The sequence below is a fragment of the Limnomicrobium aquaticum genome, assembly GCF_040545545.1.
GTDB classification, from domain to species: Bacteria; Pseudomonadota; Alphaproteobacteria; order Rhizobiales; family Rhizobiaceae; genus Ensifer_A; species Ensifer_A aquaticum.
In genome coordinates, this window is record NZ_JBEPMB010000004.1 from 135,668 (window position 1) to 154,310 (window position 18,643).

General features: G+C 61.3%; 23 protein-coding genes and 2 tRNA genes. 18 read left to right on the forward strand and 7 right to left on the reverse strand.

Features of this window, described 5'->3' with window-relative positions:
• Positions 1 to 2: 2 nt before the first annotated feature.
• The 3 genes from ABID16_RS14185 (at position 3) to ABID16_RS14195 (ending at position 4,970) form a co-directional block, all read left to right on the forward strand.
• On the forward strand, positions 3 to 1,172 hold the full coding sequence (locus ABID16_RS14185) for a Gfo/Idh/MocA family protein (protein ID WP_354557008.1): 1,170 nt from the start codon (positions 3 to 5) through the stop codon (positions 1,170 to 1,172).
• A gap of 74 nt (positions 1,173 to 1,246) precedes the next feature.
• Positions 1,247 to 2,617 carry a GH1 family beta-glucosidase gene (locus tag ABID16_RS14190; protein WP_354557009.1) on the forward strand — a complete coding sequence of 457 codons (1,371 nt, stop codon included), beginning with the start codon at positions 1,247 to 1,249 and terminating at the stop codon, positions 2,615 to 2,617.
• Positions 2,618 to 2,777: 160 nt separating this feature from the next.
• Positions 2,778 to 4,970: a bifunctional diguanylate cyclase/phosphodiesterase gene (locus tag ABID16_RS14195; protein ID WP_354557010.1), complete on the forward strand. Its 2,193-nt coding sequence runs from the start codon at positions 2,778 to 2,780 to the stop codon at positions 4,968 to 4,970.
• Positions 4,971 to 4,979: 9 nt separating this feature from the next.
• Here ABID16_RS14195 and ABID16_RS14200 read toward each other — a convergent pair whose 3' ends face one another.
• On the reverse strand, positions 4,980 to 5,399 hold the full coding sequence (locus ABID16_RS14200) for a winged helix-turn-helix transcriptional regulator (RefSeq protein ID WP_435532420.1): 420 nt from the start codon (positions 5,397 to 5,399) through the stop codon (positions 4,980 to 4,982).
• A 139-nt stretch (positions 5,400 to 5,538) separates the two neighbouring features.
• Between ABID16_RS14200 and ABID16_RS14205 the strand changes: the two genes are divergently transcribed.
• Entirely contained in the window at positions 5,539 to 6,171 is a 633-nt protein-coding gene (locus tag ABID16_RS14205) for an NAD(P)H-dependent oxidoreductase (RefSeq protein WP_354557011.1), read from the forward strand.
• A gap of 71 nt (positions 6,172 to 6,242) precedes the next feature.
• Here the strand turns inward: ABID16_RS14205 and trhO are convergent, their stop codons facing one another.
• The 3 genes from trhO to ABID16_RS14220 all read right to left on the reverse strand — a co-directional run bounded on the left by trhO (position 6,243) and on the right by ABID16_RS14220 (position 8,655).
• Positions 6,243 to 7,190, reverse strand: a complete 948-nt coding sequence (gene trhO / locus ABID16_RS14210) for an oxygen-dependent tRNA uridine(34) hydroxylase TrhO (protein ID WP_354557012.1) — start codon at positions 7,188 to 7,190, stop codon at positions 6,243 to 6,245.
• Between the two features lie 87 nt (positions 7,191 to 7,277).
• Positions 7,278 to 8,186: a CHAD domain-containing protein gene (locus tag ABID16_RS14215; protein ID WP_354557013.1), complete on the reverse strand. Its 909-nt coding sequence runs from the start codon at positions 8,184 to 8,186 to the stop codon at positions 7,278 to 7,280.
• Positions 8,173 to 8,655, reverse strand: coding sequence for a CYTH domain-containing protein (locus tag ABID16_RS14220; RefSeq protein ID WP_354557014.1), 483 nt, complete (start codon positions 8,653 to 8,655; stop codon positions 8,173 to 8,175). Before ABID16_RS14220 ends, ABID16_RS14215 begins: the two co-directional genes overlap by 14 nt.
• A 208-nt stretch (positions 8,656 to 8,863) precedes the next feature.
• Between ABID16_RS14220 and ABID16_RS14225 the strand changes: the two genes are divergently transcribed.
• The 4 genes from ABID16_RS14225 to ABID16_RS14240 all read left to right on the forward strand — a co-directional run bounded on the left by ABID16_RS14225 (position 8,864) and on the right by ABID16_RS14240 (position 11,338).
• Complete coding sequence (locus ABID16_RS14225; RefSeq protein WP_354557015.1) at positions 8,864 to 9,502, forward strand: 2-dehydro-3-deoxy-phosphogluconate aldolase; 639 nt, start codon at positions 8,864 to 8,866, stop codon at positions 9,500 to 9,502.
• A 70-nt stretch (positions 9,503 to 9,572) separates the two neighbouring features.
• Positions 9,573 to 10,277, forward strand: a complete 705-nt coding sequence (locus ABID16_RS14230) for a tellurite resistance TerB family protein (RefSeq protein ID WP_354557016.1) — start codon at positions 9,573 to 9,575, stop codon at positions 10,275 to 10,277.
• A gap of 166 nt (positions 10,278 to 10,443) precedes the next feature.
• The gene (locus ABID16_RS14235; RefSeq protein WP_354557017.1) at positions 10,444 to 11,133 is read left to right on the forward strand and encodes a GNAT family N-acetyltransferase; all 690 of its coding nucleotides are present in this window, start codon (positions 10,444 to 10,446) and stop codon (positions 11,131 to 11,133) included.
• Between the two features lies 1 nt (position 11,134).
• Positions 11,135 to 11,338, forward strand: a complete 204-nt coding sequence (locus ABID16_RS14240; RefSeq protein WP_354557018.1) for a hypothetical protein — start codon at positions 11,135 to 11,137, stop codon at positions 11,336 to 11,338.
• A 26-nt stretch (positions 11,339 to 11,364) separates the two neighbouring features.
• On the opposite strand, the gene ABID16_RS14245 is transcribed toward ABID16_RS14240, so the two are convergent.
• The 3 genes from ABID16_RS14245 to ABID16_RS14255 form a co-directional block, all read right to left on the reverse strand.
• Positions 11,365 to 11,733, reverse strand: coding sequence for a HEPN domain-containing protein (locus ABID16_RS14245; protein WP_354557019.1), 369 nt, complete (start codon positions 11,731 to 11,733; stop codon positions 11,365 to 11,367).
• 14 nt (positions 11,734 to 11,747) lie between these two features.
• Positions 11,748 to 12,086, reverse strand: coding sequence for a nucleotidyltransferase domain-containing protein (locus ABID16_RS14250; protein ID WP_354557020.1), 339 nt, complete (start codon positions 12,084 to 12,086; stop codon positions 11,748 to 11,750).
• Positions 12,087 to 12,212: 126 nt separating this feature from the next.
• Positions 12,213 to 12,287: transfer RNA gene (locus ABID16_RS14255), tRNA-Thr, on the reverse strand.
• A 182-nt stretch (positions 12,288 to 12,469) separates the two neighbouring features.
• On the opposite strand from ABID16_RS14255, the gene ABID16_RS14260 reads away from it, so the two are divergent.
• The 10 genes from ABID16_RS14260 (at position 12,470) to ABID16_RS14305 (ending at position 18,628) form a co-directional block, all read left to right on the forward strand.
• Positions 12,470 to 12,709 carry a hypothetical protein gene (locus tag ABID16_RS14260; protein WP_354557259.1) on the forward strand — a complete coding sequence of 80 codons (240 nt, stop codon included), beginning with the start codon at positions 12,470 to 12,472 and terminating at the stop codon, positions 12,707 to 12,709.
• A 299-nt stretch (positions 12,710 to 13,008) separates the two neighbouring features.
• On the forward strand, positions 13,009 to 14,301 hold the full coding sequence (gene murA / locus ABID16_RS14265; protein ID WP_354557021.1) for a UDP-N-acetylglucosamine 1-carboxyvinyltransferase: 1,293 nt from the start codon (positions 13,009 to 13,011) through the stop codon (positions 14,299 to 14,301).
• 122 nt (positions 14,302 to 14,423) lie between these two features.
• The gene (locus ABID16_RS14270; RefSeq protein ID WP_354557022.1) at positions 14,424 to 14,864 is read left to right on the forward strand and encodes a DUF2948 family protein; all 441 of its coding nucleotides are present in this window, start codon (positions 14,424 to 14,426) and stop codon (positions 14,862 to 14,864) included.
• Positions 14,865 to 14,925: 61 nt separating this feature from the next.
• A complete protein-coding gene (gene hisD / locus ABID16_RS14275; protein ID WP_354557023.1) occupies positions 14,926 to 16,224 on the forward strand; it encodes a histidinol dehydrogenase in 1,299 nt (432 codons plus the stop codon).
• Position 16,225: 1 nt separating this feature from the next.
• Positions 16,226 to 16,702, forward strand: coding sequence for a UPF0262 family protein (locus tag ABID16_RS14280; protein WP_354557024.1), 477 nt, complete (start codon positions 16,226 to 16,228; stop codon positions 16,700 to 16,702).
• Positions 16,703 to 16,706: 4 nt separating this feature from the next.
• Positions 16,707 to 17,156 carry an arsenate-mycothiol transferase ArsC gene (locus tag ABID16_RS14285; RefSeq protein WP_354557025.1) on the forward strand — a complete coding sequence of 150 codons (450 nt, stop codon included), beginning with the start codon at positions 16,707 to 16,709 and terminating at the stop codon, positions 17,154 to 17,156.
• 150 nt (positions 17,157 to 17,306) lie between these two features.
• Positions 17,307 to 17,525 carry a translation initiation factor IF-1 gene (gene infA / locus ABID16_RS14290; RefSeq protein ID WP_112631247.1) on the forward strand — a complete coding sequence of 73 codons (219 nt, stop codon included), beginning with the start codon at positions 17,307 to 17,309 and terminating at the stop codon, positions 17,523 to 17,525.
• Between the two features lie 39 nt (positions 17,526 to 17,564).
• A complete protein-coding gene (locus tag ABID16_RS14295) occupies positions 17,565 to 18,185 on the forward strand; it encodes a Maf-like protein (protein WP_354557026.1) in 621 nt (206 codons plus the stop codon).
• The gene (gene yacG / locus ABID16_RS14300) at positions 18,142 to 18,393 is read left to right on the forward strand and encodes a DNA gyrase inhibitor YacG (protein ID WP_354557027.1); all 252 of its coding nucleotides are present in this window, start codon (positions 18,142 to 18,144) and stop codon (positions 18,391 to 18,393) included. Before ABID16_RS14295 ends, yacG begins: the two co-directional genes overlap by 44 nt.
• Before the next feature lie 159 nt (positions 18,394 to 18,552).
• Positions 18,553 to 18,628 (forward strand) — tRNA-Phe (locus tag ABID16_RS14305).
• Positions 18,629 to 18,643: the final 15 nt, after the last annotated feature.

The window sequence follows — 18,643 nt, forward strand, 5'->3', positions numbered from 1 at the left end:
ACATGGCCATCGAAGGCACGACGGAAACCCGTGCGCCGCGTATCCGGCTCGGCATGGTAGGCGGCGGCTCGGGCGCGTTCATCGGCGCGGTGCATCGCATCGCGGCTCGTATTGACGATCATTATGACCTGGTGGCGGGGGCTCTGTCCTCGACGCCGGAAAGGTCGCGCCAGTCGGGCGCGGAACTGGGGCTTCACCCCTCCCGCGTCTATGACGACTTCAAATCCATGGCGATCCGCGAGGCGCGGCTGAAGGACGGGATCGAGGCGGTTGCCATCGTCACGCCCAACCACATGCACTATCCCGCTGCGATCGAGTTCCTGAAGCGCGGCATCCATGTCATTTGCGACAAGCCTCTGACCTCGAACCTTGCTGATGCGAAGAAGCTTGTGAAGGCGACGGAATCGTCCGATGCGCTGTTCATCCTGACGCATAACTATTCGGGCTATCCGATGGTCCGTCAGGCGCGCGAAATGGTGGCGCGCGGCGACCTTGGCGACATCCGTCTCGTGCAGATGGAGTATCCGCAGGACTGGCTGGCTGAACCCGTCGAAAGGTCGGGGAGCAAGCAGGCCGAATGGCGCACCGACCCGGCGCGTTCCGGCGTTGGAGGCTCGACGGGCGATATCGGCACCCATGCCTATCAGCTCGGCTGCTTCATCTCCGGGCTCGAACTCGATGAACTGGCCGCCGACGTGCATACCTTCGTTCCCGGTCGCCAGCTGGATGACAATGCGCATGTCATGCTCCGCTTCAAGGGCGGGGCGAAGGGCATGCTCTGGTGCAGCCAGGTTGCCTCGGGCAACGAGAATGCGCTGAAGGTTCGTGTCTATGGCACCAAGGGCGGGCTCGAATGGGAGCAGGAGAACCCGAACTATCTCTGGTACACGCCGCTTGGCGAGCCGAAGCGTCTGCTGACGCGCGGCGGGGCTGGCGCGCTGGACGTTGCGGCGCGCGTGTCGCGCACGCCGGGCGGACATCCGGAAGGCTATCTGGAGGGTTTTGCCACCATCTATTCGGAAGCGGCGCGGGCTATCCAGGCGAAGCGCACTGGCAAGACGGTCGATCCGGCCGTCCTTTACCCAACGGTAGCTGATGGGTTGAAGGGCGTGACCTTCGTCACGGCCTGCATCAACTCCTCCAAGCGCAACGGCGCCTGGGTCAAGGTCTGACACCCATTCCCCGCCGTCCATTCAGGGCGGCGGGGTTTCCGTATCAAAATCCGAACGTCTGAAAGAACATCCCAATGGACCCCAAGGCTCTTGCCTCCCGCTTCCCCGGCGACTTCATCTTCGGTGTTGCGACCGCCTCCTATCAGATCGAGGGCGCGACGAAGGAAGACGGGCGCAAACCCTGCATCTGGGATGCTTTCTCCAACATGCCGGGCCGAGTGTACGAGCGGCACAATGGCGACATCGCCTGCGATCACTATCATCGTTGGGAAGAGGATCTCGATCTCATCAAGGACATGGGCGTTTCCGCCTATCGCTTCTCGATTGCCTGGCCGCGTGTCGTGCCGGATGGTGTCGGGCCGATCAACGAGAAGGGGCTGGACTTCTACGACAAGCTGGTCGACGGCTTGCAGGCGCGAGGCATCAAGGCCTTTGCGACGCTCTACCATTGGGACCTGCCGCTGGCGTTGATGGGCGATGGCGGCTGGACGGCGCGCTCGACCGCGCATGCGTTCCAGCGCTATACGCAGACTGTCATCCGCCGTCTTGGCGACCGGCTCGATGCGGTCGCGACCTTCAACGAGCCGTGGTGCTCGGTAATCCTGTCGCATCTCCTTGGCGTCCATGCGCCGGGCGAGCGCAACATGCAGGCGACGCTTTATGCCGCGCATTACACCAATCTCGCTCATGGTCTCGGCGTCGAGGCCGTCCGCGCGGAAGCGCCGAAGCTTCCGGTGGGGATCGTCTGCAACGCCATGTCGGTCGTGCCGGCGAGCGACAGCACGGCGGACAAGTCAGCAGCAGCACGCGCCGAGGATTTCCATAACGGTCTCTTCTTCGGGCCGATCTTCAAGGGCGAATATCCGGCGGGGGTCGTCGAGGCGCTGGGGCCGCTGATGCCGAAGATCGAGGATGGCGACATGGCGACGATCTCGCAGAAGATCGACTGGTGGGGGCTGAACTATTACACGCCGGCCCGAATCACGGATGCGCCGGACGAGCCCTATCCGTCGCACGGCTCCGGTGCGTTCGTGAAGCCTGACAAAACGGATATCGGCTGGGAGGTCGACAGTTCCGGCTTCATCGGCGTGGTGCGCACGCTCTACAAGACCTATGACCTGCCGGAATTTTACATCACCGAAAACGGCGCCTGCTACAATATGGGCGTTGGCGAGTATGGCGAGGTCGATGACCAGCCGCGCCTCGACTACTATGCCGACCACATCTCGGTCGCCGCCGATATGATCGCCGAGGGTTACCCGTTGCGGGGTTATTTCGCCTGGTCACTGATGGATAATTTCGAGTGGGCGGAAGGTTACCGGATGCGCTTCGGATTGGTGCATGTCGACTACGAAACGCAGGTGAGAACCGTTAAGAAAAGCGGGCGTTGGTACAGCGAGCTCGCGGAAAGTTTTCCGAAAGGAAATCACTCGCCAACTATCTGATCTAAAAAACATTTTTGCCGAAGCTCGGGTCGCTGGCAGGTCTGGCGCCGTGGCAGAAAATGACCATGCTACGAAATTTAACAGGTGCTTTATTACTTGCTGTTTTAAACCATTTCTGAACAGACGGCAGGTTAAAAGGCTGACCTAGTCGGAGTTTTGGATGGTAGTGTCGAGCGAAAGCAGGATCGGGGGCAGAACGCTTCGTGCGCCTTTGATGGTGACGCTGGTGCTTATCGTCTTCGCTGCCGTGGTTGCGGGTGGGACTGTGCTGATCCTGACCGCCATCAGCAACATGGCTTTCCACGCCAACAGTCTCGATACCCAACGCGCGCAGCAGACGGCTTCCGGCGCGCTTGCCTCCTTCGAACAGCAGATAGCCTCGGCCACCAGCGACTACAGCGCGTGGGACGACGCAGCGAAGGCTGTTTATGTGGATCGCGATCGCGACTGGATCGAGAAGAATTACGGCGTCTTCACCGGCGCAGGAACACTGTTCGACACCTATTTCATGGTGACGCCGGGTGGCGATACCACCATGGCCTACAAGGATGGGGCGCCGTTCTCCGCGCGCTTCGACACCTATTTTGGTCCATCCTTCGATGCGCTTCGCGCCGGATTGGTCAGCGACATGGCAAGGGGTGTCTACCAGAAGACCGGTTTTGTCGAAACGCCGGACGGTCTTGCCGTGGTCGGTATTGCTGCCGTGCGGTCCAGTCAGGGTGCGCTGACGGTCGCGAAGGACAAGGTTACCTTCGTCATCCTCGCCCGGCACCTAAGCGACGCCGTCGTCAACCAGCTGGCCCATAACTACATTATCGACGGTCTGAGGCTTGTGCCGAATGTGCCTTCCGACAGACCTTTCGCGGCCATGCGTAACAGCAAGGGTGACATTCTCGGCGCCTTTGTCTGGGACCTGCGCGAACCCGGCACCCGCAGCTATCGGCAGGTGCTGCCCATGGTCGGCTGGGGCATTGCGGTCATCGGTTTTGTCCTGCTCGGTCTCCTGGCTTCCGGATCGGTCATCGTGCGCCGCCTGATGGCCGACGAGCGGGCGGCTCGAAAGCTTTCCAAACAGGACCAGCTCAGCGGGCTTCTCAATCGCTCTGGTCTCAACGATGCGCTTGATGAGATCGAGGCGCAGGCTGCCCGAAGCCACCGGGATGCCGTCCTCATCTATCTGGACCTCGATCGCTTCAAGGACGTCAACGACGCCTATGGACACTCGGTCGGCGACCAGCTGATCCGCGGGGTCACTGCCGGCCTCAAACATCTTTTGCCGCAGGATGCCGCCTTTGCGCGGATTGGCGGCGACGAGTTTGCGATTGCGATCGTCTGCAAAGATACGCAAAGCTGCTGTGCGGCGCTGGAACAGGCGGTCATCGCCTTCTTCAAGGAGCCGTTCATCATTGGCGGGCGGCTTGCTTCCGTGGGCGCCAGCATGGGGATTGCCGTGTCGTCGCAGGGTACGCTCGGGAGTGCGGAACTGCTTCGCCGTGCCGACATGGCGATGTACCGCGCCAAGGCGACGCGCAGCGGCCGCGCTGTCTTCTATCAGCCCTCCATGGACGAGGATCGCGAAGCACGCGTCAACATGGCCAACGATCTGCGCCTCGCGCTCGACAAGGATGCGCTGACCGTCGTCTATCAGCCGATCTTCGACGCGCATACCCGCATGATGTGCGGGGTCGAGGCGCTCGTGCGCTGGAATCGCGCCGGCCAAGGGTTTGTCGCGCCTGACATTTTCATTCCGATTGCGGAAGACAACGGGCTGATCGGCCGTATTGGTGAATTCGTGATGCGGCATGCCCTGACCGAGGCCGCCAAATGGCCGCGAATCAGTGTTGCCATCAATATCTCTCCGCTGCAGCTCCACGACGCGTCCTTCGTCGGATCGGCAGCGGCAATCATCGATGCCTGCGGGTTTCCCGCCGATCGCGTGATCCTTGAGCTGACGGAAGGATTTTTCGTCCGTAACCCCGATCGCGCCAAACATTCCATGGCGCAACTTCAGCGCAACGGCTTCCGGATCGCGCTTGACGACTTTGGCTCCGGCTTTTCCAGCGTGGGCTATTTGCGGGAATTCGGCTTCGATCGCCTGAAGATCGACCGGTCTCTCGTCCATGCTCTGGGCAAGACGGAAAAAGCTGGCGATCTCCTGAAGGCGACGGTTGCGCTTGCCTCGTCTTTCGATATCCCGGTCACTGCCGAAGGGATCGAGACCCTGGCGCAGGCAGATTATGTGTCCGAGTGCGGCTGCGATGAGCTGCAGGGCTTCTTCTTCTCTAGGCCTGTCTCAGGTGAAGAGATTTCGCGCATGCTGGCTGATACCGGCTGGACTGCATCGGTCGCCTGAACGTCCCGGTCAGCCGATCCGCACCAGCTTTTGCCCCGCCCGCCCATCCTGATGGCGCGCGTCGAATTCCCTGCGGGCCTTCTGGATAGTCATGTGATTGCTGAAAACCCAGCTGCCCAGCGACACGATCGGCTCCGCAAAGGATTGCCCGAGGTCCGTGAGTTCATATTCGACCGACGGCGGCACCGTGGTGAACACAGTGCGGCGCACGACGCCGTCGCGCTCAAGGGCGCGCAGCGTGAGTGTCAGCATGCGTTGCGAGATACCGACCACGTCCCGCTTCAGTTCACTGAACCGCTTGGGGCCGTCGCGAAGCATCATGATGACGAGCACGGTCCATTTGTCGCCGAGACGGGAGAGCATCTCGCTCACCGTCGGGCACTTGGAGGGATCGTAGCTGTTGCAGGCGCCGTTATCGTTTTGTGACATGGTATTCATTTTGTGCCTACTTGAAGGATTTTTCAAGTTACATATTTAGGCATGGTTACGAATAATTACCAACCCTCCGGCCAGCGGCCATGCCCCAAATGGACCCAAAGGCGGAGAATTGCAACATGAAGGCACCGTTATGCTGATCGACAAATTGAACTGGCGCTATGCCACCAAGAAGATGGACCCCGCGAAGGCTGTTCCCGAGGACAAGGTTGAGCGCATTCTCGAAGCGGCTCATCTGGCTCCGACCTCCAGTGGCCTGCAGCCCTATGAAATCATCGTCGTGACCAACCCGGACGTTCGCGCCAAAATCCGCGATGCCGCAAATGGTCAGGCACAGATCACCGAAGGCTCGCACCTCCTCGTTTTCGCGGCCTGGGATACCTACACGGAAGAGCGCATCAACAAGGTCTTCGACCAGGTGAACGCTGAGCGCGGCTTCACCAACGAAGGCTGGGAAAACTATCGCAAGATGCTGCTTGGCGCCTATCCTCCCCGTGACGCGCAGGTCAATTTCGAGCATGCCGCCCGCCAGGCCTATATCGGCTTCGGCCTCGCCATCACGGCTGCCGCGTTCGAAGGCGTTGACGCCACCCCGATGGAAGGCTTCGATCCGGCCAAGGTTGATGAAATCCTCGGCCTCAAGGCTCGCGGCCTGCGTTCGGTGACGCTTCTGCCGCTCGGCTACCGCCAGGCAGATGCCGACTGGCTGGTCAACCTCAAGAAGGTTCGCCGCCCGAAGGACCAGTTCATCTCCAAGGTGGCCTGATTTCTCGATGACCCCCGAGAGCCCGCTCGTGCCGAAAGGTGCGGGCGGGTTTTTCTGTTGTCAGGTTTTGGTTAGCCCTGCGGGGCCAGATGCTTCTCGCCGCGCTTCTTTGCGAGCTTCATCTGAAGCTGGCGCTGGCGGAAGCGTTCGCGGTCTTCTTCCGTGCGGGTCTCGTAGCAATGCGGGCAGGAGACGCCTTCCTCGAACAGAGGCGAGGTCGTGTCTTCTGCCTTGAGCGGGAAGCGGCAGGCCCGGCAGAGCTTGTATTCGCCCTCTTCAAGCCCATGGCCGACGCCGACGCGCTCGTCGAAGACGAAGCAATCGCCTTCCCACAGACTTTCCTCGGCCGGAACGGTTTCCAGATATTTGAGAATTCCACCCTTGAGGTGATAGACCTCGTCAAAGCCGAGCTGCTTCATGAAGGCCGTCGACTTCTCGCAGCGGATGCCGCCGGTGCAATACATCGCAATCTTCGGCTTGTTGTGGAGGCCGGGATTGTTGCGCACCCAGTCGGGAAATTCGCGGAAGGTCTTGATGTTCGGATCAACCGCGCCCTTGAAGATGCCGATTGCAGTCTCGTAGTCGTTGCGCGTGTCGATGACGATCGTTTCCGGATCGGAGATCAGCGCATTCCAGTCCTTCGCTTCGACATAGGTGCCGACGATCTGCGTGGGGTCGATATCCTCGACGCCCATCGTCACGATTTCCTTCTTCAGTCGCACCTTCATACGCAGGAAAGGCTTCTTCGAAGCGTAGCTTTCCTTGTGCTCCAGATTGCGGAATTCGGGGCGCGATCGGATGAAAGCGAGAATGTTTGCGATACCCTGCGCCGGGCCTGCAATCGTGCCGTTGATGCCCTCGCGAGCGATCAGCAGAGAGCCGCAGATGTCATTGGCGCGGCAAGCCTCGAGCAGCGGTTCCCTAAAGGACTTGTAATCCGGGAAGGCGGCGAAGTGATAAAGGGCGGCAACGGTGAAGGAACCGTCGGCTTTGGCTGTGTGGTCGGTGGTATCGGTCATGGCGCGGAAATACTCCCGTCTGCCGAAAAACTCAAATGTTTCGCGTGGCCGTATTGCCGCCGGGGGCTGACAATCGTCAAGCCTGGCTCACTTTTTTGCCGCTGCAAGCTTCCAAAGTGCCGCGAAGCGCTTGGCCTCCCGCTTGGCGCCATCAGGATAGAGCCGCGCGGCAATCGTCATCGCATCGTGTCTCAGCGCGGCGCGGCGCTCCATGATCAGTTCGGCCAGCCGGTCGCGGTCGGCGATTGCGCCGAAGAGATGCGGTTCGGAGTGGAGCAGGATGTTGAGGACTTCCAGATCGTGCTCGTGGCCGAGAACATCGGTCAGCACCTTGGCCTCTGCCGCTTCGGCTGCCATGGCAAAAGGCCACGCGTCGGCGAGGAATGCGGCCTGGAAGACGGTTGCCTGCGCGCATTTGCGCAGATCATGAAAGGCTTCCGGATGGCCGCCGTGGTGGCAGACTTCCAGCGTCGCCCGTGCCTTGCGATGGTTGCGGCTACGGCCTTCGGCCAGTGTTTCGGCGGCCTCGCCGTGATGGCCAAAAGAGGCCTTTTCCAGACCCTGTGCCGCCTGACGGCAGGCGGCGATCACCGGATCGGTAAGGCGGGTCAGCGAGGGAGCTTCCAGCGCCAGCAGATCGCGTCGCCTCTCAACAGCCTCCTTCAGAGGCCTGGCCATGTCGCCCGCCTTGCGGCCTTCGAGATAGCTCGCAAGACTTTCCGCGCATTCCACCAACGCCGTCGCGTCACGCACTTCGCTTAAGCCCCGTGCGGCTTCCGATAGTGCCCGGCGGATCGGTTTCATGTGTTTGGGATCGCAATGTTCGACCAGCCGGATCAGGGCTCGAACGCGCTTCAGATGTTTGCGTGTCTGGTGGACTGCGGTTTCGATGCCGTTGCGCTGCTCGTCCATCTGTTCGATTGCAGTATCGAGATGATGGCGCGCCACATCCGGAACGGAGCGGGAGAGGGGTTTTGCGGGATCAAGCTTCGGCATAGGTGTCAGCCGACAGGCCCGAGAGCGCCAGCGCCTGGTTGGAATAGGCCGGATTGCCGGTCAGTTCCGGCCCGATCCATTCGGGAATTTCCGGGGATTCCTTTTCGGATTTCATCTCGACTTCGGCGACAATCAGCCCTTCGAGTGCGCCGGAATAGACATCGATTTCCCAGACGTGGCGGGCGACCTTCACTTTGTAACGCGTCTTTTCGATGAGATTGCCAAGCTTGAGCTGGAAAAGCGGCAGCGCTTCATCGACCGGTACGTCGAATTCGAATTCGTCGCGGGTCATGCCATGGCCGCCGGCCTTGATCGTCAATGTCGCCTTGCGATTGTCACGCACCCGGACCCGCATGTTGCGGCCGTCCATGGCAAGGATATAGGCCTGACGGATACGAGACCCCTTGTCGGCCTCGGCCTTCCATCGATCGTCGCGTACCAGAAACTTCCGCTCGATTTCCTTGGCCATACGATCAGTATCCTTTTCACCTGTCGCGGTCGCCCCTCTTATAGGCTAACGCACTGGTAAAGCTCAAGCCGTCTCTATCAATATAAGCTCAAGGGCCTTTGGAGGTTCCCTCGGGCGCGTCTTGATCCGGAGCAAAGGGCCTCGACAGCGCGGCCTACATTCGCTAACTAGATGCGCAACTTCAATCGTTTTAAATGAGGCAATCATCATGTCGGCGAAGACGGAAAAGCTGCTTTCGGTCCTGAAGCTCCAGCCGGTCGTGCCGGTGCTGATCATCGAGGATGTGGCCCACGCCGTGCCTCTGGCCCGCGCGCTCGTTGCCGGCGGTCTCAAGGCCATCGAGATCACCATGCGCACGGCCGCAGCGCTTGACGCCATCAAGGCAGTTGCCAACGAGGTAGAGGGTGCCGTGGCCGGTGCTGGCACGATCCTGAATGCTAAGCATTTCGAGCAGGCGGTGGCCGCGGGTTCGCAGTTCATCGTCAGCCCCGGTTCGACGCGCGGTCTTCTCGACGCGGCGCGCGACAGCGACATTCCGCTTCTGCCGGGCGCCGTCACCTCCAGCGAGATCATGGCTCTGAAGGAGGAAGGCTATGATGTCCTGAAGTTCTTCCCCGCCGAACAGGCGGGCGGCGCCAATTACATCAAGTCGCTCTCCTCGCCCTTTGCCGGGACGCTGTTCTGCCCGACGGGTGGGATTTCGCTGAAGAATGCCAAGGATTATCTCAGCCTGCCGAATATCGTCTGTGTCGGCGGTTCGTGGGTTGCGCCGAAGGAACTGGTCGCTGCCGGCGATTGGGCAGGCATCACCAAGCTGGCGGCGGAAGCCTGCGCTCTGCGCGGCTGATTCTTCGACGAATTTGAAAAGTCGGGTTGCGACACCTATCTCCGTTTCGGACACGAGAAGGAGATCCACAATGTTTGACGCCAAGAAACTGCTGGAACAATTTCTCGGAAGCCAGGTGCCGGGAACGGGCAAGTCGGTCAGCGGATCGGCCCAGGATGCGCTCGACATGGCGCGACGCAATCCGCTGGCAGCGGGCGCCATTGCCGGATTGCTGCTGGGCACCAAAACCGGGCGGAAGCTTTCCACCTCTGCGCTGAAGGCGGGCGGTCTCGCGGCGATTGCCGGTCTCGGCTATCAGGCCTACAAGAACTATAAGGCGGGCAAGTCGCCGGAGCAGGTGACGCCGCAGCTTACAGTCGACAGCCCGCTGGCGCTGCCGCCGCCGCAATCGCCCTTCCATCCCGAATCCGACGCCAATGACGACGCCTTTGCACTGGTTCTGGTGCGGGCGATGATTTCGGCTGCCCGCGCCGACGGTCATATCGATGACGTCGAGCGCGGCCGCATCATCGGCAAGATCTCCGCCGCCGGGCTCGACCCGGACGCCGAAACCTTCCTCGAAAGCGAGCTTTCGCGTCCCGCCGATCTCGATGGGCTCATCGCGGCGGCGACGACGGAGGAGCAGAAGGTGGAGCTCTACACCGCTTCGCGGCTGGCCATCGAACCGGACACGCGCGCCGAGCGCGGCTATCTCGATCTTCTCGCCGGTCGGCTGGAATTGCCGGACGGGCTTGTCGATCACATCGATGTCGCCGTCACGGCGGCCAAGAGCTGAAATCGTGGACCGAGCGCCGGGCTTCCGGCTCCGGTGCTTGCCGACCAGCCTGTTTCTGGCGCTGGTTGTATGGGCATGAAATTCCCAAGAAAATTCGTTGTGCCCCGCTTACCGTTATGCTCCATTGAAATTCAAATCGTACCGCAATGCCGTTGTTGAGACCGACATGATCGCACTTGAAGACTGGACGCCCCGCCCCGCGCCTGCCCCCGTAACGCTTGCCGGACGCTATGTCGCTGTTGCGCCCTACGAGCGGGCAAAACACGGCGAGGCGCTGTTTACGGCGCTGGGCGGTGCAAGCGAAATCAACGACTTGCTCGCCTATTTCGCGGCGCCCGACTTTCATTCGGCGGCTGAGTTCATGGATTGGCTGGATGCGGTGGCGAAAGCCGGCTGGCTGACGGAAGTCTTCGTGGACAATGTATCGGAAAAGGTTGTTGGCATGGCGAACTACATGCGCGCCGACCCGGCCAATGGCGTCGTGGAAGTTGGCGGCGTGGCGCATGGCAAGGCGATGGCCGGCACGCGGCTTTCAACCGAAGCGCATTATCTCATGGCCAAGCATGTTTTCGAAGACCTTGGCTATCGCCGCTACGAATGGAAGTGTCATAATGGCAATGCCGCCAGCAAGCGCGCGGCCGAACGTTTAGGCTTCCAGTTCGAGGGCGTCTTCCGCCAGCACATCATCTCGCGCGGCAAGAACCGCGACACGGCCTGGTATTCGATGATCGATGCTGAATGGCCGGCTCTCAACGAAGCCTTCGAGACCTGGCTTGCCACCGACAATTTCGACCCCCACGGCCAGCAGATCCGGTCGCTCCAGCAGATCCGATCCGATCTCGCCGAGGACATCTGACATGGCCGGCGAAAACGACAACCGCCAATCCGCCATCGCCGCCGCGATCTTTCTCGTTGTCGCGGGGCTGGCGCTCTATTTCATGCCCAATATCGTGCTGTGGATCGGCGGGTTCTCGCCAGCTCTGGCCGTGATTGCGGGCGTGGCGGTGATCGGGGCGTTTTTCGGGGTGTTCTGGGTGCGGTCGCGGTATCAGCGGAGGTGAGGGCGGGCCCGCAATTCGGTTGGACGTCAGCGCTCTTTCAAGAGGGCTTCGACCGCCGACACAAAGGCGGTCGCATCGGTTATTGCTTGGCGCACCAGAGGTTCTTCTATGGCATCGCCACGATAGTCCGCGATCATACGCAGTTCATGGAGCCGGTTAAATGACCGCCCATGGTCGGCGACAACGAAGCCTCGCTTGACGACATGAAAGCTGAAGGCCGCTATCAAGCCACTATGGGTCTTGGCATCAATCGCTTCTGGTGGCGCATCGGTCGCCATAAGTGCGGCCTTGGCGGCGTCGAACATCGTATAATAGATGCGATTGCAGACACCGTCCGTATCGCCTGCATCGAGCAGCAATCTGGCTGAGGCCAGCGCTCTTGCGGCCTTCGTCATGAAGTCTGCGGGCTTCATAGAGCAATGCCGTCGCGCCGTATATTGGCCAGGAGACGCGGATTGGGGTAGCGCTCAGGATGCTGCCATTCCAGTTCCCAGACCGGCAAAGGCTGGATCAGGATACCCTTTTCGAGAAGAACATCATATGCGATATCCGCCATGGCGAGTTTCGTCCCAACGAAAGAGCCGACATCACCTTTCAGAAATACGGCAAGATCGGCGTCGCTCTCCGGCGAATTGTCATGGCGCGCTCGGCTGCCGAACAGCATTGCGCCGCTGATCGGGAACATCCGTCTGGCCGCTTCCAGAAATGCGCCTGCCGCTTCGCGCGTTGAAGGGTAGATCATTGCCATGGTGATCGCCTCCGTTGGCTGGCTGGGGTGAGCAAGAACCTTATCGCGAGGGTCGATCCGAAGCATAGCCTCATCAACCTCGTTTTACCCAGGTTCGATCATACTCTAAATTCTACCGTAAAAAACTGGTGCTGCGAGAGAGGATTGAACTCTCGACCTCACCCTTACCAAGGGTGTGCTCTACCACTGAGCTACCGCAGCATCCGGTCCCGAAACGGCGCGTTGGCGTGTCGGGTGAAGCGGGGTGCCTATTGCCACATGTTCTCCGGCGGCGCAAGCGCTGGCACCGAAGTTTTTTCAGAAGTTCAGCAAGCTTCCTTGGCGGCGCGTTCTGCGCTATTGGCATTCCTTCATTTTCAACGACGTGAGACGGGGGCGGGGCGATGACGTCCGGCGCAGACGAGACGAAGGATCAAGGCGATTTCCGCGACGCGGAATCGCGCAAGCGTGCCAAGGAGGCGATGCGGCGCGAGAAGGAAGCGGAGAAGAAGCGGCTTGCCGGCGCGCTTCGGGCCAATCTGATGCGGCGCAAGGCGCAGTCGCGGGCGCGGCGCGAGGGCGAGGCGGATGAGCGGGACGAGGGGCTGCCGGGTGCGCTGCCGTCCGATTCCACAGATGGTTGAGCGCTGAACCGCCATGACAGCGGTTCTATTGCTTGACCGGCGGGGCGGTCCAAAGTGCCGCCGGCGATTCGCGGATCTGGCGGGTTATCAGCAGCAAATGTCCCCTCTGATGCGTCTGCACTCTTAAAACGGCAGTAGCTCTGCCCTAAATCATCCTCAATCGCGGTGGAAACCATGCGTCCGGCCGGCCGAGGGGGCCTTATTTCCGGCCTTTCTTGAAGGCTGCGCGCCTTTGGGTTATGGGGACCGTCACACCTGACAAGATCGGCGTCATGCGGACGCCTGAAAGAGATACACTTATGGATCGCATTCGCATTGTCGGCGGCAAGCCGCTGAACGGCATCATTCCCATTTCCGGCGCGAAGAATGCCGCCCTGCCGCTGATGATCGCCTCGCTTCTGACCAGCGATACGCTGACGCTCGAAAACGTGCCGCATCTGGCTGACGTCGAGCAGCTTCTGCGCATCCTCGGCAATCATGGCGTCGATATCGCTGTCAACGGCCGCCGCGAGCATCAGGACGGGTCCTATTCCCGCACCATCCATTTCACCTGCCGCACCATTGCCGATACGACCGCGCCTTATGAGCTGGTCTCGAAGATGCGCGCTTCCTTCTGGGTGATCGGACCGTTGCTCGCGCGCGAAGGCCGCTGCCGTGTGTCTCTGCCCGGCGGCTGCGCCATCGGCACGCGTCCGGTCGATCTCTTCATCGAAGGTCTCACGGCCATGGGCGCCGAGATGGAAATCGATGGAGGCTACATCAATGCCAAGGCGCCCAAGGGCGGTCTCATCGGCACGCGCTACACCTTCCCCAAGGTCTCGGTCGGTGCGACGCATGTTCTCGTCATGGCGGCAACGCTTGCCAATGGTACGATGGTCATCGGCAATGCCGCGCGCGAGCCGGAAATCGTCGATCTCGCCAATTGCCTGAACGCCATGGGCGCGAAGATTTCGGGCGCCGGCACGTCGACGATCACCATCGAGGGCGTGAAGTCGCTTTCCGGCGCGCGCCATCGCGTTTTGCCTGACCGTATCGAAACAGGCACCTACGCCATGGCGGCCGCGATGGCCGGCGGCGATGTGACGCTCGACGGCACGAGCGTCGATCTGCTCGACACCGCGCTCGAAGCGCTGCGCCGCTCGGGCGCCGAAGTCATCGCGGTGCCGAACGGCATTCGCGTGATCGGCCATGGTGATGCGATCAAGCCGGTCGATGTCGTGACCGATCCCTATCCGGGCTTCCCGACCGACCTTCAGGCGCAGTTCATGGGCCTGATGACCCGCTCGACGGGCATCTCGCATATCACCGAGACGATCTTCGAAAACCGCTTCATGCATGTGCAGGAACTGGCCCGCCTCGGCGCAAAAATCTCGCTCAACGGTCAGACGGCCCGCGTAGAGGGCGTATCGAAGCTGAAGGGCGCGCAGGTCATGGCGACCGACCTTCGTGCCTCGGTGTCGCTCGTCATCGCCGGTCTGGCGGCAGAAGGCGAAACGATCGTCTCGCGCGTCTACCACCTCGACCGCGGCTTCGAGCGGCTGGAAGAAAAGCTGACCCGTTGCGGGGCCATTGTCGAGCGCATCAGCGATTGACGGTATGACCCCGGCTTGCTCGCGGTTGCGCGGCGGGCTATCGCTTCTTATCTGCGTATCAAAGAGCGCTGCCCGAGAGCAATAAAGCGTACGGGCGGCGCGCAAGACGCAAAGGTGAGACTATGAGTGGTTTGAAACTGCTGGCGCTGGACGAAGAAGATCTCGACATCGTGTCGGCCCACATGCAGGATTCGGTTTTCAAGGTAGCGGAATGCGCCTTCGATGCCCGGATGAAGCAATTTTCGCTGACGGCCAATCGCTTTGTCTGGGAAACGGCCTCGGAAAAGGGCAGGCCGCTCGAGCGGCGCAAGGCGGCTCTGGTGTTCAAGCGGGTCAGCGCGGTGAAGTCCACAGGCGTCGACCGCAAGAACAGGCAAGCCGTGCTTGACTTGCTGGCCATCCGCTTCGAAAAGCAGGGCGAGGGGCCGGAAGGCGTGATCGAGCTGGTTCTCGCCGGCGGCGGCGTGGTTCGGCTCGATGTGGAATGTATTGAAGCGCAGCTTGCCGATGTCGGCGGCGCGTGGGAAACGAAATCGAAGCCGCAGCATCGGGTGGATGCCTGATCGCGGGTGAGATTTCAGACCGTCCCTGTAGAGGGGCGGGACGTCGGAAGGGATTGGGGCATTGGCAATTTGGCTTGACTGGAGCGAGGCGGATTTCGAGGCGAAATTCGCCGCTTTCCTGACGACGAAGCGTGAAGTCTCGGAAGATGTGGGGCAGACCGTGCGCGAAATTATCGCCGATGTCCGCGCCCGCGGCGACGCCGCTCTGACCGAATATACGCTTCGTTTCGACCAGCTCGATTTTGCCGAAACGCCGATGCGCGTGACGGACGAGGAAATCGAGGATGCGTTGGCGCAAGTCGAGCCGGACGTGCTGGATGCGCTGCATCTGGCTGCTGCCCGCATTACCAAGCATCACAGCCGCCAGATGCCGAAGGATGATATCTATGAAGACGATATCGGCGTCGGCCTCGGCTCGCGCTGGACGGCCATCGAGGCAGTCGGGCTTTATGTGCCGGGCGGGTCGGCGAGCTATCCGAGCTCGGTGCTGATGAATGCGCTGCCGGCCAAGGTGGCCGGTGTGCCGCGTGTCGTCATGGTCGTGCCTGCCATGCGCGGCAAGATCAACCCGACCGTGCTGGCCGCTGCCCGCATTGCCGGCGTGGACGAGATCTACCGTATCGGCGGCGCGCAGGCTGTAGCAGCCCTTGCCTATGGCACGGAGACGATTTCGCCGGTCGCCAAGATCGTCGGGCCGGGCAATGCCTATGTGGCCGCTGCTAAGCGCGAAGTGTTCGGCACGGTCGGCATCGACATGATTGCCGGACCTTCCGAAGTGCTGGCGATTGCCGACAAGGACAACGATCCGGACTGGATCGCAGCCGATCTTCTGGCGCAGGCCGAGCATGACCGCGCCGCCCAGGCGATCCTGATTTCCGACGATGCGGCCTTTGCCAAGGCGGTCAGCGACGCCGTTGAGCGGCAGCTTCGCCTTCTGCCGCGTGCCGACACGGCAGCGGCAAGCTGGCGCGACTATGGCGCGGTGATCATCGTGCCCTCCCTCGACAAGTCCGTTCCGCTCGCTAACCGCATTGCCGCCGAACATCTGGAGCTGGCCGTGGCCGATCCCGATGCGCTGATGGAAGGCATCCGCAATGCGGGCGCGATCTTCATCGGCCGCCACACGCCGGAAGTCATCGGCGATTATGTCGGCGGTTCGAACCACGTTCTGCCGACGGCACGTTCGGCGCGGTTTTCGTCGGGCCTTTCGGTGCTCGAATATGTCAAGCGCACCTCGATCCTGCGGCTCGGCCCGGATCAGCTGCGCGCGCTCGGGCCATCCGCCATTGCGCTGGCGAAGTCGGAAGGGCTTGACGCCCATGCCCGCTCGGTCGGCATTCGCCTCAATCTCGGGAGCTGATATGGCGGGAAACAGCGCGCAAAGGCTCTGCGATGTCGTTCTGGACGATACGATCGGCCGTTCGACGCCGGATGTGGAGCATGAGCGCGCCGTCGCCATCTTCGATCTGCTCGAGGACAATTCGTTTGCCCCCGAAGGCCACGACAACGGGCCTTACAAGCTCTATCTCTCGCTGGTGGAACAGCGCCTCGTCTTCACCATCAAGACCGAGGGCGACGCGCCTGTGGCAACCCATATCCTGTCGCTGACGCCGTTTCGGCGGATCATCAAGGATTACTTCATGATCTGCGACAGCTACTATCAGGCGATCCGCTCGTCCACGCCCAGCCAGATCGAGGCCATCGACATGGGCCGGCGCGGCATCCACAACGAGGGTTCGCAGACGCTGATGGACCGGCTCTCTGGCAAGATCAGGATCGATTTCGATACGGCGCGGCGGCTTTTCACGTTGGTCTGCGTGCTCTACTGGCGCGGTTGAGCCGATGGAGGAGGAGGCCGCCAGCGAAAGCACGGAAAAACGGCCGGGCGCGATCCTGTTCATGTGCGGCATGAATTCCATTCGTTCGCCGATGGCCGAGGCGCTGGCGAAATCCATGCTGCCCAAGGGCACCTATGTCGCATCCGCCGGCGTGCGCACGGGCGAGCGCGACCCTTTCGTCGATGTCGTGCTGGACGAGGTCGGTCTTTCGCTCGGTCGCCGCCAGCCGCAGACGCTGGACGAGCTGGAGGACGACTATTTCGACCTCATCGTGACGCTGGCGCCGGAGGCGCATCACGCAGCACTCGAGCTCACCCGCTCGCTCTCCGTCGATGTCAGCTACTGGCCGACGCCGGACCCCAGCGTGGCGCGCGGCACGCGGGAGCAGATTCTCTCTGCCTATCGCGAGGTGCGTGATCATTTGAAGACACTGATTGAGAAGCGGCTGGCCTGAGCTGCTTTGAATATGAACGTTTTTTGCAACATGCCGTCCTTTTCAGCATGTCAGAGGTTCACAAAGCTCTGCGCATTGTGTAGTTTCCGCAAAATTTTCGCCGGCGCGTTCAGCCCCGGCCCATAAACCATGCAAGAAAGATCTGTCTGAATGGCAAAAGAAGAAGTTCTCGAATTCCCGGGAATCGTCACCGAACTCCTGCCGAACGCAACCTTCCGCGTGAAGCTGGAAAACGAACATGAAATCATCGCCCACACTGCGGGCCGCATGCGCAAGAACCGCATCCGCGTTCTGGCGGGCGACAAGGTGCTCGTCGAAATGACGCCCTACGACCTGACCAAGGGTCGCATCACATACCGTTTCAGATAAACCGGAGCCGCGCTGTCCAAGGCGCATCGACCGATCCCCATGGCGACCGAACAAGCCCTCATTCTTGCCTCTGGTTCGCCGCGTCGCGTCGAACTTCTCGCGCAGGCGCGCATCGAGCCGGCCCGTCTTCTGCCGATGGATATCGACGAGACGCCGAAGCGCTCGGAAAATCCGCGCACGCTCGCCCAGCGCCTTGCCCGTGAGAAGGCCGAGGCCGCGTTTGCTGTCGTGCGCGCGGACGAGGAGCTGAAGGGCGGCTGGGTGCTGGCGGCCGATACGGTGGTGGCCGTTGGCCGGCGCATCCTGCCCAAGGCGGAGTTCGAGGCGGATGCCTTTTCCTGCCTCAACCTGCTCTCCGGCCGGGCGCACTGGGTCTATACCGGCGTGACGCTGATTGCGCCGTCCGGCCACACGCGCAGCCGCATCGTCGAGACCAAGGTTCGTTTCAAGCGCCTTTCCAATGCCGAAATCGATGCCTATGTGCAGAGCGGCGAATGGCGCGGCAAGGCGGGTGGCTATGGCATCCAGGGCATTGCAGGCGCCTTCGTGCAGAAGCTCGCCGGCTCCTATACCAGCGTTGTCGGGCTTCCGCTGACCGAAACGCTGCAGCTTCTGGATGGCGAAGGCTTCGACATCCGCCGGGGCTGGAAAGAAGGCTGACGATCCGATGATTGCCAAGGTCGAACCCTTGAGGAAGCCGCGCCCATGCCCCGAATGCGGGCAGCCGTCGGCGCGCGAACATTATCCCTTCTGCTCCGACCGCTGCCGCAATGTCGACCTTGCGCGCTGGCTCAAGGGCTCCTACGCGATCCCGGTTACGGAAGACGAAGAGAAGGCGGACGGCTTCGAACGCGACTTTGAGCGTTGATTTTGCTTGAGTTTTGACGTCAGGGAATTTTCTTCAAAAAACAGTCAAAAAACTTTGCCGGGGCGCTGGACACAGGCGAACAAGATGCTATAACCCCGCTCGCTTCCGGGGAAAACCCGGCGGGTTTTGACAAGAAACCCGGTCAGACAAGCGACAAGTGCCCGGATAGCTCAGTTGGTAGAGCAGCGGATTGAAAATCCGCGTGTCGGTGGTTCAAATCCGCCTCCGGGCACCATTTTAATTCGTTATC

Bases quoted from the DNA above. Each gene is read 5' to 3' on its own strand.
- ABID16_RS14185 (WP_354557008.1), top strand. From the start codon at position 3: ATGGCCATCGAAGGCACGACGGAAACCCGTGCGCCGCGTATCCGGCTC.
- ABID16_RS14190 (WP_354557009.1), top strand. From the start codon at position 1,247: ATGGACCCCAAGGCTCTTGCCTCCCGCTTCCCCGGCGACTTCATCTTC.
- ABID16_RS14195 (WP_354557010.1), top strand. From the start codon at position 2,778: ATGGTAGTGTCGAGCGAAAGCAGGATCGGGGGCAGAACGCTTCGTGCG.
- ABID16_RS14200 (WP_435532420.1), bottom strand. From the start codon at position 5,399: ATGTCACAAAACGATAACGGCGCCTGCAACAGCTACGATCCCTCCAAG.
- ABID16_RS14205 (WP_354557011.1), top strand. From the start codon at position 5,539: ATGCTGATCGACAAATTGAACTGGCGCTATGCCACCAAGAAGATGGAC.
- trhO (WP_354557012.1), bottom strand. From the start codon at position 7,190: ATGACCGATACCACCGACCACACAGCCAAAGCCGACGGTTCCTTCACC.
- ABID16_RS14215 (WP_354557013.1), bottom strand. From the start codon at position 8,186: ATGCCGAAGCTTGATCCCGCAAAACCCCTCTCCCGCTCCGTTCCGGAT.
- ABID16_RS14220 (WP_354557014.1), bottom strand. From the start codon at position 8,655: ATGGCCAAGGAAATCGAGCGGAAGTTTCTGGTACGCGACGATCGATGG.
- ABID16_RS14225 (WP_354557015.1), top strand. From the start codon at position 8,864: ATGTCGGCGAAGACGGAAAAGCTGCTTTCGGTCCTGAAGCTCCAGCCG.
- ABID16_RS14230 (WP_354557016.1), top strand. From the start codon at position 9,573: ATGTTTGACGCCAAGAAACTGCTGGAACAATTTCTCGGAAGCCAGGTG.
- ABID16_RS14235 (WP_354557017.1), top strand. From the start codon at position 10,444: ATGATCGCACTTGAAGACTGGACGCCCCGCCCCGCGCCTGCCCCCGTA.
- ABID16_RS14240 (WP_354557018.1), top strand. From the start codon at position 11,135: ATGGCCGGCGAAAACGACAACCGCCAATCCGCCATCGCCGCCGCGATC.
- ABID16_RS14245 (WP_354557019.1), bottom strand. From the start codon at position 11,733: ATGACGAAGGCCGCAAGAGCGCTGGCCTCAGCCAGATTGCTGCTCGAT.
- ABID16_RS14250 (WP_354557020.1), bottom strand. From the start codon at position 12,086: ATGGCAATGATCTACCCTTCAACGCGCGAAGCGGCAGGCGCATTTCTG.
- ABID16_RS14260 (WP_354557259.1), top strand. From the start codon at position 12,470: ATGACGTCCGGCGCAGACGAGACGAAGGATCAAGGCGATTTCCGCGAC.
- murA (WP_354557021.1), top strand. From the start codon at position 13,009: ATGGATCGCATTCGCATTGTCGGCGGCAAGCCGCTGAACGGCATCATT.
- ABID16_RS14270 (WP_354557022.1), top strand. From the start codon at position 14,424: ATGAGTGGTTTGAAACTGCTGGCGCTGGACGAAGAAGATCTCGACATC.
- ABID16_RS14280 (WP_354557024.1), top strand. From the start codon at position 16,226: ATGGCGGGAAACAGCGCGCAAAGGCTCTGCGATGTCGTTCTGGACGAT.
- ABID16_RS14285 (WP_354557025.1), top strand. From the start codon at position 16,707: ATGGAGGAGGAGGCCGCCAGCGAAAGCACGGAAAAACGGCCGGGCGCG.
- infA (WP_112631247.1), top strand. From the start codon at position 17,307: ATGGCAAAAGAAGAAGTTCTCGAATTCCCGGGAATCGTCACCGAACTC.
- ABID16_RS14295 (WP_354557026.1), top strand. From the start codon at position 17,565: ATGGCGACCGAACAAGCCCTCATTCTTGCCTCTGGTTCGCCGCGTCGC.
- yacG (WP_354557027.1), top strand. From the start codon at position 18,142: ATGGCGAAGGCTTCGACATCCGCCGGGGCTGGAAAGAAGGCTGACGAT.